This window comes from Halobacteriovorax sp. CON-3, assembly GCF_043196995.1.
GTDB lineage: Bacteria > Bdellovibrionota > Bacteriovoracia > Bacteriovoracales > Bacteriovoracaceae > Halobacteriovorax_A.
Map to the genome: position 1 here is coordinate 572,162 of NZ_JBEBNA010000002.1, position 12,707 is coordinate 584,868.

9 protein-coding genes are annotated in these 12,707 nt (G+C 37.3%); 7 read left to right on the forward strand and 2 right to left on the reverse strand.

The genetic code is table 11. The annotated features are described in order from the left end of the window. Positions 1-8: 8 nt before the first annotated feature. Positions 9-1,427, forward strand: a complete 1,419-nt coding sequence (locus tag ABMA72_RS13425; RefSeq protein ID WP_393057485.1) for an ankyrin repeat domain-containing protein — start codon at positions 9-11, stop codon at positions 1,425-1,427. Positions 1,428-1,479: 52 nt separating this feature from the next. On the opposite strand, the gene ABMA72_RS13430 is transcribed toward ABMA72_RS13425, so the two are convergent. After that, on the reverse strand, positions 1,480-3,312 hold the full coding sequence (locus tag ABMA72_RS13430) for a hypothetical protein (protein WP_393057487.1): 1,833 nt from the start codon (positions 3,310-3,312) through the stop codon (positions 1,480-1,482). A 76-nt stretch (positions 3,313-3,388) separates the two neighbouring features. Between ABMA72_RS13430 and ABMA72_RS13435 the strand changes: the two genes are divergently transcribed. From ABMA72_RS13435 to ABMA72_RS13455, 5 genes are all read left to right on the forward strand, one after another. Next, entirely contained in the window at positions 3,389-3,880 is a 492-nt protein-coding gene (locus tag ABMA72_RS13435; RefSeq protein WP_393057489.1) for a hypothetical protein, read from the forward strand. A gap of 74 nt (positions 3,881-3,954) precedes the next feature. Continuing rightward, positions 3,955-4,932, forward strand: a complete 978-nt coding sequence (locus ABMA72_RS13440; protein WP_393057491.1) for an SAM-dependent methyltransferase — start codon at positions 3,955-3,957, stop codon at positions 4,930-4,932. A 259-nt stretch (positions 4,933-5,191) separates the two neighbouring features. After that, positions 5,192-5,584 (forward strand): MarR family winged helix-turn-helix transcriptional regulator, encoded by a 393-nt coding sequence (locus ABMA72_RS13445; protein WP_393057493.1) that lies wholly within the window; start codon positions 5,192-5,194, stop codon positions 5,582-5,584. Continuing rightward, positions 5,581-6,810 (forward strand): TolC family protein, encoded by a 1,230-nt coding sequence (locus tag ABMA72_RS13450; RefSeq protein WP_392859157.1) that lies wholly within the window; start codon positions 5,581-5,583, stop codon positions 6,808-6,810. The genes ABMA72_RS13445 and ABMA72_RS13450 overlap by 4 nt, the downstream gene beginning before the upstream one ends. Positions 6,811-6,821: 11 nt before the next feature. Then, positions 6,822-9,881, forward strand: a complete 3,060-nt coding sequence (locus tag ABMA72_RS13455) for an efflux RND transporter permease subunit (protein WP_393057495.1) — start codon at positions 6,822-6,824, stop codon at positions 9,879-9,881. 44 nt (positions 9,882-9,925) lie between these two features. On the opposite strand, the gene ABMA72_RS13460 is transcribed toward ABMA72_RS13455, so the two are convergent. Further along, a complete protein-coding gene (locus ABMA72_RS13460) occupies positions 9,926-11,290 on the reverse strand; it encodes an HD domain-containing protein (protein WP_393057497.1) in 1,365 nt (454 codons plus the stop codon). Between the two features lie 56 nt (positions 11,291-11,346). On the opposite strand from ABMA72_RS13460, the gene ABMA72_RS13465 reads away from it, so the two are divergent. Further along, positions 11,347-12,705 carry an HD domain-containing phosphohydrolase gene (locus ABMA72_RS13465; protein WP_393057499.1) on the forward strand — a complete coding sequence of 453 codons (1,359 nt, stop codon included), beginning with the start codon at positions 11,347-11,349 and terminating at the stop codon, positions 12,703-12,705. Positions 12,706-12,707 lie beyond the last annotated feature (2 nt).

Sequence of the window (12,707 nt, forward strand, 5' to 3'; positions counted from 1 at the left end):
GGGGAGTCTTGAAAAATATATTGCTTCTTATATTGAGTACATTTCTTTTAGTTGCCAATACTTTTGCCGCTGTTGATTACAATGAGCTAAGAAGAATTGTTATAAACGAGAACGATCAAGAGTTAGATTTTTTCTTATCCGAAGTAGAATACCGAGGTGAGGAAATTGATTTTAATAGAGCTCTAAATGACAATGGTGACACTATTGCAACTCTTGCAGCCTGGAATAATAAGCCGAGTGTTCTTAGAGTTATTGAAAGATACTCTTTCTTGTCTTCTTCCGGGATCAATTATGACCAAGTTACTAAGAATGGGAGCAGTGCAGTCAGCCTCGCTGTTTATACCGGTTGTATAAAATGCCTACGCTATTTTGAAGATGCTAATGCATCATTTACAAATATTGGGCCCTCAAGGAATGATGCTCTTCATATTGCTAGTTATACTCCTAAAATTGGGTCTAAAGATCGTTTTGAGTTAGTTAAATATTTGATTGATAATAAATTAGCAAATATGAGGTATAGAGATTCAAATGGCTCTAATGCTCTACTCAGAACTCTGGCTAGAGGAGAGGAGTATTCTGAGCATATAGCATTACTCTTAATAGAGAATCGAATGAATCCTAATGTTCGAAATAAGTACAAGGATACTCCTTTACATTGGGCCTCTTCTCGAAATTACGTTCAAGTTGTAAGTGACTTAATTGAAGCAGGGGCATACGTCGATATTAAAAATACTAGTGGTTCAACACCTTTATCGTTAGCTGTCTTTAATAATCATTCTGAAGTAGTTAGAGTTTTAGTTGAAGAAGGTGATGTTGACGTTGATTTGAGAGGAGCTAATGAGGATGTTCCAATTGTGGTAGCAGCTAATAACAACTCAAGGGTAATTGTGGAGCTTCTAGCTCCAAAGAGCGGTTGGACAACTAGTGCTCAGAATATTCTTGCTGAAAAAGAGAAGACAGTTGCTTTAATTCAGGAACTAATGGAACTAAGTAACCAAGCATTTAAGAATACTGAAGGTACTGATCTTTGGGATATTGGAGTTGCCTCAAGATACAATACAAAACAACTTTATAATACGAGTTCAAAAATTGGATTTGAAGTTAAGGATGCAAAGTCAAAAAAGGTATGTGGGTATGACGAAACAATTGAAGCAGACTTTAGAACGTTTAGACCATTCGAAGAAGTTTCAGTTCCTTCTCATGTCGGAGTTGTTGGATTAAAGTTTACAGCAATTAATACAGTATTTACTGGGTCAGACGGTATCTCTAGAAGCTTAAGCTTCATCATGCCGTTTAAAAGTATTGTTGAAAAGAATAAGTGGATTGAAACATTCGATAAAATTCATCATATGTTTAAAGAGAATGATAATTTTGGAAATGGTGAGTATGTAGAACCTTCTTCAAGTGGAGTCGGTTGCGGATATTAGCCATAAATAAAGGGAAGCATAAGCTTCCCTTTTTTTGTTATGTATCGAGGTATTATTTTTCAATCGAAGAAGTCTTAGCGTAGTTAATCGCTGTCGTAAGCAGAAGACCTACAAAGAATAAGACGCTTAGGCTTGTTTGAAAATTAAAGTCCTTAACTCCAGCAATCTCCATTCCGCCAATTGCAAGGATTCCAAAAAGAAGAGCAAATAGAGCGTCTCCTGTGATTAGACCTGCGGCCGTCAGGATTCCTCGGTGAGTGATCTTTGTCACTGACTTTGTTCCAGCTAGTCTTGCAAGAGAACCTAGAAGAATTCCCGTTCCGATATATGAAGGAAGATAGATTCCAACTGCAAAAGCAAGAGAGCTTAGGATTACACCCTTACGCTTTCCGATGATTTCAACAATAACTGCAAGAAGTCCAAGACCTGTACCTGCAAGAACTGGCATCATTGGAATATCACTTTGAATAAATAGCGATTTTAGTACAGTTGCAAAGAAAGCTGCCTGTGGTGCTGGTAGGGCCTCGCTTCCAAGAGTTCCTGTTTCATGAGCTACGTAAATTGCTAGAGGAACAGAGATTGCACCACCTAGAAGACCTACGATTTGTCCCACAAAAGAGCTTGAAACCTTAAGGCCATTAAATTGCATTGTCTTATAATCTTGTGATGAGTCGTTAGATGCACAAATGGCAACACAAGCTGCAACAATAATTGGAACTAGAAAGTAAACACCCTGGATACCTTCAAGACCAATTGCAAGTCCTACTAAACTTAGAACAAGCATTCCCATGAATACGGTTCCACTTACAGGTGAAGCAGATGATCCAACTTGAAGTGATAAAAGTGCACCTAGGCCACTTAGGAAAAAGATAAGCAGTAGTGCAACGATTCCAAGTGCAACAAGTCCTACAAGTGTTGCTCCTGAATACATCATCATGGCTACTAGTAAGAATGCACCAAAGCCAATTGAGGCCAGAAGCTGTTTTCTTACGCTTGCTGGAATTTCTAATTGGTCAGCATCAAAGTCTGCTTCTTTATTAGCTAGAGCGTTGCGAGTTTTTCTACCTTCAATAATATAAGCAATTAGTGAGTAAACTACGGCAACAACCATGGCAGCACCACCAACCCAACGAAAAGTTGTCCCTGGCATATTTTGGGCCGCTGACATTCCCTTAACGACTGCGTTCAGAAGTCCTCCGAAGAAGATTAGGATTGCCGTCGGAACAGTAAGAAGCGCTCCAATACCAAAGTAAAGTGGGTTAATTGGAAGAGGAAGTTTAGTTTCAACTCCACTTAGAGTGAACTTAAGATCATAGATACTTGCTTTTAAAACTTTTATTTGGCTTAGAAAGGCCATCACAAATCCAAATGCTAGACCTGGAATAAGTGAGAATTTTAAAGGTGGACGGGCCTGAGGATTTTCTGCAGCTGTTTGGATAAGGCGGTCACAAGCGACGGCCTCTGGAGCTGGAAGTTTTGGATCTGTTAAGAACCTCTGTGTTGCAAGGCCCACAAAGCCCCAACCTAGGAAACATCCGGCAGCGGAAGCTAGGACGAGTGATAGAATATCGACTGGAGGAACTGGTTGTCCTAATTCTGCAGCTAGGATTTGAACGATTGGCGCAACGAAGGCGACACCGGCCGTTACTGCAACTCCCGCTGAACCTGTTACTTGGGCCATGGCAAGAAAGCCTTTCATGTCGCTTTTAAAGAAGCTACCCATTGCGACCCAGCCAAATAAGACGACAAGAGGGCTGATTCCTGGGGTAATTCCTGCTTTTAGTGCTGAAAAAACAAATGCTGAACCGAGCACAAAGGAGATGACGAAGCCGAAGGCTATCCCAGCTTTTTTTGATTTTAACGATGGTTCAATAGCATGACTCATTTACTTCCTCCAATTATTATTTAGTTATAATTATAGAATCTCTTTACTGCTTAGATTTAGCAAGTATTATGTATGTATGACGAAAATTGATAAAGAAAAGCTTACAGAAGAAATGAATTCTAAGAATCGTGAATGGCTAATTGAGTCTGATGGTGTTTCAGCGCTCTTTATTCATAACCTTGAGAATTTTGCCTATCGCTACCTTGAAACCTCGACAGATAAAGGGATTAAGTGTGTTGTTGATGGGGATGTATTTCGAGTGCAATCTTGTGAGCCGTCAATTTTGGAGGCCCTAAAATGGGATAATCCAGAACTTAAAAAATCTCTCATTGAGCTATGTAAGAAGTATCCTGGAAAGGCCTCTCAAGAGCTTAGGATTAATCTGTGCATTGAAACAAAGATGCTAGGGGAGCATAAGAATGAATGCTCTGCCTTTATTAAGTGCCAGCTTCCAAGTGGTGAGAGCACAACTCTCTTTGAAAAGACGACGTCGATGAGCTTTGATGACCCGATTGAGCTTAGAAATAGACATGCGGCCCTGCTAGAAGAGGTTTCAGTAATTTTTTAAAAACGGTGCCATGCTCTTTTTGTTGTGCATGTGCGAAACCAAAGGTGCATGGCACCTGAGATATAAGGATGGCCATGAGTCAGCAACAATATATTTTTGTATGTACAAATCCAGGAAATGAAATTCTTTTAAAAGAAGAGATTAAGATATTTTATCCGGAATTGGTTTTAAGTTTTTCTAAGAAAGGCTTTGTCACATTTAAGAATACGGGTGTTGCATATGACTTGAAAACAATCTCGCAACTCCAACTTACATTTGCAACACGTAGTGGGATCTTCTATGGAAAATCGACTCCTGAAAATATTGTAAATGATGTTAAGGCATCAGGGCTTGATAGTGAAAACTTCATGATTCACAGTTTTTCAATTGGGTGTGAGAGCGAATTTGATGCACAAGAGGCCTTTGGACGTGAGGTAAATGGCTATAGTGCTGAAGGTAAGACTGTTATTGATTTAATTGCCCTAGGCCCAAATGAAATTTGGTTTGGTGCTCATAGTGTGGCCAATGGATGTACTCGCTATCCTAACTCAGTGGTTGAAGTAAATGTAGCCGAAAATGCACCTTCTAAAGGTTATTTAAAACTTGCTCAAATCATAAAGCTATACGCAATCAAATTATATAAAGGGGATTTGTGGCTAGACTTTGGTTGTGCTCCAGGTGGTGCATCACAACTTCTTCTTGATGAAGGTTGCAAGGTTGTGGGAATAGATCCTGCAAAATTAGACCCAGAGGTCGCTAATCACAAAAACTTCACACATATGAAAAGATCAGTGCAGGACCTTTCTCATGAAGATCTACCTGAGGAAGTACGCTGGATTCATGCGGATATTAATATTAATCCTAAACAGTCTATTAAAGAAGTCCTAAGGCTAGCAAAGAAGTATAACCGAACATTAAAAGGAATTATCTTTACTGTTCCAGTTGTAAAGATGGAGTATATCGAAAACCTTGAATCATTTGAGGATCAATTCTACGATTGGGGATTTCATAATATCATTAGTCGACAAGTTCCTTCCCACAAAAAGGAGTACGTTATTATAGCAACAAGATAGCTATAAATAGGTACTCATATGCCAAAGAAGTTAGTCGCAAGGTCAGTGTTAAAAATTGTGTCGATGCACAAGTAGCCGCAATTGTTGGTGGCATGGTTCTTTAGTTAACTGGGTTAAATAAGCTAAAATCTTTCTAATGAATTATATTTGAAATCTTAAGATATCTTTGTAAAATACTTAACAAAGTTAAATATTAACAAGGTTACGCATTATTAAAGATTCATTATCTCGTAAATTTATCGAAGTCATCCCATCATCCATGAGCATTATTAGATCTTATATTAAAAGTGCAAGTGAGTCAGAGCTTAGCTTTCCAAAATATCGAATCCTTGCAAGGGTTGATAATGGCACATGTTCAGTAAGTGACCTAGCTGAAATCATGTGTGTATCTTGTGCTGCCATTTCAAAATTAGTGGATACCTTGGTCAATGATAAATATATATCTCGAGAGACTTGTAAAACAGATCGAAGAATCACGAATCTAAAAATTACATCAAAAGGCAAAAAGAAGTTTGAAAAAGTCAGAAGTGCTGCCAGCTGTCGCTTTTTAGAAAACCTAGATGAAATTGATTCATCTGAGGTTGAAAGAGTATCAGATGCACTACTGGTAATTGAAAGTTTTGTTAAAAATATACAGGAGACTAATTCTTGAAGTTTTATAAAATTGGATTATTGTTTTTTACACTTGTTCCTTGCTTAAGTAGCGCTTCAGTTGAGGATCTTTATTTAAAATCTTTAAAAAAGTCAAAACAAGTTGAAGTATTTGATCTCACAGAGAAGAAGACTATTTCAGACCTTGCAACTGTAGAGTCAACGCTTTATCCGTCAGTTGATATTGTAAATACTAACACTTATAGTGAAGAGTATCGCAATGTTACAACTCGTAATAATGAAGTTGATTCAGAAGTTTTCCTTTCTCTAAATCAGAAACTATTTCAAGGTGGAGCTGAGTTTGCTCTGTATGACTATAATAAAATTGTACCAAAGCAAGCTAAAGCTCTTACTAATAGAAGTCTTGCAGAGTACTACTCTCAATTCACATCGCTTTTCTTTCAAATGTCTTCCGCTATTGAAGAAAAAGAAAGAGTCGATGCGTTATTAGAGAACCTTAGAAAGAGGGTTAGTATTGTTAGAGGTAGAACAAAAATTGGACGAGATCGCAAGGCCGATTTATTTGCTCTAGAGTCCCAATTACACCGCCTCGAAGCAGGACTTGTACAAAGTAAGGCACAGGTAAAGACTTCGATGACTGACCTTATGAATTTTTCTGGACTCGACAATATTGCTGAAGTGAAAGATAGTGTCGATCCATTAAAGCTAACGCTTTCATTAAATGTCGACCTTGAGAACACACCTGAACTAAAAAGTTTGAAGTATGATTATGAAGCTTCTATTGCAGAAGCAAAGATCGAAAAGGCCGCATATTATCCCCAGGTTGATCTTAGGGCCAATTACAATATTGATAAGAACGAGATTGGAGAGCGTGATTGGGGTGTAAGTCTCAATGTTTCCTTAAATTTATTAGATTTTGGTGAAAGAAAATCTCGAGTTGTAAGTAAGAGAATCGCTTCACAAATCAACAAGGCCCAAATTGATTTCAGTAGACGTAATACGAAAAATCGTTGGAATGCATTTGTTCAAAATTTTGAATATAAGAAAAATGAGTTAAAAACACTTAGAAAAGCATTGTTTCGAAGTCGTGCTTCGTATCAAGAGCAGTTGAAAGATCTAAATAAAGGCCTTGTTACACAGATTGAAGTTATTAGGTCACTAGATGATGTCATCGATCTTGAGAAGCTAGCGATTAGATCGTCTCTTGAAGTTAAGTCTTTATATTATCAAGCGAATGCTTACTTAGGTAATATCCCTAAAATTTAAGAAGGTTATATATGAGTTTATCATCATTATCGATAAGAAATCCTGTATTTGCATGGATGTTAATGTTCTCTCTCATTCTCTTTGGAATCTTAGGATTTAGAGAATTGGGAATTAATGAAAACCCAGATGTTGATTACCCATCAATTTCAATCGCCTACCAATATGAAGGGGCAACCCCAGAAGTTGTGGAAAAAGACGTATTAGAGCCGGCCGAGTCTATTCTTGTTTCAATGCAAGGGATTAAAGATATGACATCTACTGCTGGACGTGGGCAAGGGCGAATTGATTTAGAGTTTACACTTGATAAAGATATTGATTTCGCACTTCAGGAAGTTCAAACTCTTCTAGGACGTGCTCAAAGACAGCTTCCTGACGATGTCGAAACTCCAACAGTTACAAAATCCAACGCAGCTGATGATCCAATTCTCTATTTAGCTCTTGTTTCAGATACTTTAACTGAAAGAGAACTAAATATTTTGTTTAAAGATGGTGTTATTGATCAGCTGACCACAATCGAGGGTGTCTCTGAAGTTCGTGCTTTTGGTGCGAGAGAGCCTATGATGAGAATTGATGTTATTGCTGATAAGCTAGAAGCATTTCAATTAACTCTCTCTGATATTGTTCTTACACTCCAACGAGAAAGTGTTGAGCTACCTGCTGGTAAGTTTGAGACGGTTTCAAATGAGAAGAGTTTAAGGGTTTTGGGTGAAGGACGAACAGTTGAAGACTTCAAGAATATGATTATCAATCGACGTGGTGGCCAAGCTAATTACGTACCGATAAGACTTTCTGAAGTTGCAAATATTTACGCTGGTGTTGAAAATCGTACACGTATCTCACGTGTTAATCAAAAGCCATCGCTATCGATGCCAATTTACAAACAAAGAGGTGTTAATGCAGTTGATGTTGCGGATAGAGTTAAAGCGAGAGTTGAAGAGATTTCTAAGAACTTGCCTGAGGGGACAAATCTTTCTGTAAACTTCGATAGAACTTCTTTTATTAGGTTATCAATTGATGAACTTCTTCAAAACCTTGTTCTATCAGTAATTTTAACTTCTTTAGTATGTTGGCTGTTTTTGAACTCAATGTCGGCAACAATAAATATTCTTCTGGCCATTCCTACTGCCATTATTGGAACGTTTTCTTTTATGTACTTAATGGGATTCTCATTAAATACATTCTCTCTTCTTGGATTAACCTTAGCAATCGGTATTGTTGTTGATGATGCTATTGTTATGTTGGAAAATATTGTTCGCTACGCCAAGAAAGGACATGATAAGGTACAGGCAGCTTTTAAAGGAAGTCGTGAGATTGCATTTGCTGTTCTTGCCACGACTGCTGTTCTTGTTGCAATCTTTGCACCTATTACACTAATGCCTGGAATCGAAGGAAGGTTCTTTAAAGAGTTTGCTTTAACAATCTGTATTGCTGTATCTCTATCTTCTCTAGAGGCCCTAACTCTAGCACCAATGAGATGTTCACAATTCTTAAATGTTGCTTCAAAAGGAATCTTTGTTCACGTTTGGGTTGATAGGGCGGTAGAGTTTGGAAATAAAGTTTACATGGGAATTCTTAAGTTCGCACTAGGTCATAGAATTAAAGTTCTTCTTGTATCGACAGCACTGATTCTTGTCGCTTTCTTATCTCTTAATCATATCGATAAGGAATTTGCACCTGAGTCTGATCGTAGCTTCATGTTTGTAATTTTCATCGCTCCAGATGGAAAGAGCTTAGATTACACAAATGAGAAAGTTAAAGAGTATGAAGCAATCGTCTCTAAAAATGAAAATATTCAAAGAATGATTGTTGCAGTTGGAGGTGGACGAGGTGCTACTTCTGGAAACCGTGGTTTTGGTGTTTTAATTCTTAAAGACCGCGATCAGAGAAAGCTCACTCAATTTGAAGTTGCAGCTCAGTTGAGAAAAGAATTATCTGTTATTAAAGGTCTAAAGATTATCATTAGAGATCGTATGGGATCTGCCATTGGTGGCCGAAGAGGAAGTCCAATTGAGTTTACAATTACGGGGCCAGATGCCGCAATTCAAGCACAATTATATGAACAACTTGAAAAGGGGATGAAAGAATCTGATCTAATGGTTGGAATTCGCTCCGATGACATCGGACAGCTTCCTGAAGTTCACATTATTCCTGATCGAATTAAAGCACAACAACGTGGTGTTGAAGTTAATACTATTGCAACTGCTCTTAATGTTGGAGTTGCTGGTTCGGCAGCAACAAAGTATACGGAGCGTGGTAGGCGTTACGATGTATTTGTTCAATTAGCTGAGGAAGATCGTACACGCGAGAATATCTCGTCACTACTACTTCAAAATAATCGCGGAGAATTTGTAACTCTAAATGATGTTGTAAAGATCGAAGATGCATTTGGGCCACAGTCTATTTACCGTGAAAATAGGGCAAGAGGGATTCGAGTTGATGCCAATTTAAAAACTGGTGTTGCTCAAAGTAGGGCGATTGATTATATCAAAGAACTTGGTGCGAAAGTATTACCAAAGGGTTACTACTTAAAGTTTTCAAAAGATCTAAATGAATCACTCTTTAGTGTTTTAATGATCATGGTTTTAGGACTTGTTATTGCTTATATGGTTCTGGCCAGTCAGTTTAATTCTTTTTCAGATCCACTAACTGTCTTTCTGGCAATACCATTTGGGTTAGCCGGTTCATTCATCGCACTATGGTTGTCAGGAAGTACTCTGAATATCTACTCGATGATTGGTATCTTACTCACAATGGGGATTGTTAAGAAAACTTCTATTCTTATCGTTGAATTTTCAAATCAACTAAGAGATGAAGGTAAAGAGTTAAAGAATGCAATCTTAGAGGCATGTGAAACACGCTTTAGGCCTATCATTATGACTACTTTTACAACTCTTGCATCTGCTGTACCTGCAGCGGTAATTGTAGGCGCTGGTTCAGAAACAAGAAGGCCAATGGCCTTAGTTATTATAGGAGGGGTTTTTCTCTCAACTATTTTTACACTTGTTGTTGTTCCTTGTTTCTATTCTTTGATAGCAAGGCCTAGAAGAAAAATTTTAGAAGAACTTGATTAAGAGATGCCACAGGATCGCAGTAACGATCCTGTGGTGTGTTATGCTTACTTTAGGTCTTTTAAGACATTAATAATCTTTTGATAACTCTTGCTTGTGTACTGACCATTTAAAAAGGTAATGAGTTGTTCACTTGAAAAATTTTGCCCCTTATCCTTTGTTTCGAAGAAAAAGTTTACAAAAGACTCTGAGATCATCATGACTTTTGAGAGAGGGGAGATGTCGTCGCCTGGATCCATGGCGAAGCCTTCTCCATTTCGAGTCCCGTGGTGTTGTAAAATTATTTGATCGACACCATTAGGGAGTTTCGTAAGCTTTGCAACTTGCTCCGCAGCTAGCTTGGCATGCATGAGAATATAGTTGAGATTCTTCTCACTAACATCAAGTTTGTATGCAAGGTCTTCAACTTCAAAAGCATCTGGATGTTCTTCATAGACAGGTGCCAGAAAGATGTCATGAAAGAAGAAGGCGCATGCCAGTTTTTCTTCTTGTGCAGAGTTACCCCAAGAAACTTGTTTTAGGATAAACTGACTTACATATGTAGCTAAAATAGAATGGGTGTATAAGTACGAAGATTTATTAGCAAGAAGATAGGCCAAGAGTTTCTCGAGCTCGCTAGATTCTTCAATAACTTCTTTGATGATTTTTACACAAGTAAGACTTACTTTTGTAACTTCTTCTAGATTAGCTTGATCACTCAATAAAACCGAGGCGAGTGATTCTAAAGAAACTTCAACAGCCTTTAATTTTTCTTCAGGTGTTGCAGTCTTTTTTAGGTGTAAAATTAACTCCATGGTTAAGTGATTGATACATTGGAGTCTTTTTTCAGGCTTAACGTAGACCTGATCATCCTCTGATTGAATATCTTTATCACTTATTTTTTCATCTTTTGAAAATGTTAATTCATATTCGTCGTTCTTGCGTAGATAAATATCACTATAGGCTTGGTCTGTGAGCTTTAGAAGTTCGATTGGGAGTGGATAAAATTCTCCTACATCTAAGGCAACCATATCCTTGGCCGTAACACTCATAAGTTTTGCGGAAGCTCTGACAATGGATTTAATATCGTATCTGTTCGGAATATAGACTACGGATGGAGGAATTGTAGAAGCCGAGTCCTTATCTACTTGATTGTTAAACATAATGATATTGGACTTTAACTTAACAGAGGGGATCATTTCTAAGATTTCATCAGAAATTTGAGGGAATTTATCGAGGTAGTTTGCACTGACGATGAGGTCAATATAATTCTTTCTTGCAAGGAGATTTTGAATCTCACTTTTGTTTTTTGCAACGACTACTTTCAAACCAACGTATGCACTTAAGTTTGCAGCATATACTGAACTTAAGATACTTTCATCTGAAATAATCAAAACTCTAGATCGCATATAATTCCCATCGTATTTATTCACATGTATTATATACTATTATTTAATTTAATTAAGCTAAAGTTGTTAGGAGAGCAGAAATGATAAGAGCATTGTATATTACTGATGAAGATATCAATAAAGACAATTATCTAAGAAGTAATCTGCCTAAGGATGTAGAACTAGTAAAGGTTAACTCTAAAGAAGAGGCTATTGATCAAGTATTGAGTAAAGGGCCTTTTCAAATTGGCCTAATTGATGTTGAAAATAAGAATATTTCAGCAATGGACTTAATGACGACTTACAGTGAACTTGTTGATGATATGGACTTTGTTTTCTTTGGAAATTCGTCTTTATATGCTGGCAATATCGAATCTCAATTAGATGATGAACTGATGCATCTTGCTCATCATCTTGAGTATCCATTTAATGAGGAAGCGCTAGAAAATATCTTTATGGATATTATTCTCAAATATAAGAGGATTGAAGAGAATGCTGCCGTTATTGAGATTGATGAGTCAGAGTTTGCTCCTTTAAAACTTCGAAGCCTATACTTATTTAAATCAATACCTGCTGATGCATATATTAAATTTACTTCACATAAATTTATGAAAGTAATTAAAAAGAATGCAGTCATCACAGAGGCCTTGATTCAAAGCTTTGTTAAAAGAAAAGTAAAGTTTGTATACCTTTATAAAAGTGATCAATTACAAATCTTGGAAGACGCTATTACTGAGATGTATATAACTTTGGATAAACATAAGGACACAAAGGTCTTACTTGAAAATTTAATAAGATCTGTTGGAATTATCCATTCGTATTTAAGATGGATTGGTACTGGAGATGCTGTCTTATCTCTTGTTGATAAGGTGATTGAAAAATGTGAACTGGTCATTGAAAAAGAACCTGATCTATTGACACTATTAAGTAAATTCCCTTTCACTGCAGGAGATGTGGCAGAAAAGAGTCTTCTCACATCGCTATTTGGCTGTAGTATTCTTGAGTCCATAAACTATAAGGCAAGTGGGACAAGATCAAAAATCATTCTAAGTGCTATCCTATGTGACTCGACTTTAGAAAACGATGATTTATGTAAAATCAATTCAGTGAAGGATCCAAACCTAAGAATGTTCTCCGAAGAGGAACAAGAAGAGTTTAAGATTCATCCTGTTAGAGAAGGGGAGCTCGCGAGCCTTTTTACAAAGTATCCTGAAGTTGACTTCATTCTTCACCAGCATCATGAACAACCTGATGGTACTGGCTTTCCTGTAGGGTTACGAGGGAAAAAGATAACTTTAATCTCTGCCATTTTTATCCTTTCCAATGACTTTGCTTCTTATATAATACAAAGAGGCCTAAAGAGATCGGTGCTGAGAAAAGCTGCAGAAGTTTTAGAAGAAAAATATGCGTATGTACCATTTAAAGAGCCTTTTAAAATGTTAACTAAGAAATTGGCCTAAGA

Coding starts and splice junctions, on each gene's coding strand:
- ABMA72_RS13430 (WP_393057487.1), bottom strand. CDS start 3,312: ATGAGTCATGCTATTGAACCATCGTTAAAATCAAAAAAAGCTGGGATA.
- ABMA72_RS13435 (WP_393057489.1), top strand. CDS start 3,389: ATGACGAAAATTGATAAAGAAAAGCTTACAGAAGAAATGAATTCTAAG.
- ABMA72_RS13440 (WP_393057491.1), top strand. CDS start 3,955: ATGAGTCAGCAACAATATATTTTTGTATGTACAAATCCAGGAAATGAA.
- ABMA72_RS13445 (WP_393057493.1), top strand. CDS start 5,192: ATGAGCATTATTAGATCTTATATTAAAAGTGCAAGTGAGTCAGAGCTT.
- ABMA72_RS13455 (WP_393057495.1), top strand. CDS start 6,822: ATGAGTTTATCATCATTATCGATAAGAAATCCTGTATTTGCATGGATG.
- ABMA72_RS13465 (WP_393057499.1), top strand. CDS start 11,347: ATGATAAGAGCATTGTATATTACTGATGAAGATATCAATAAAGACAAT.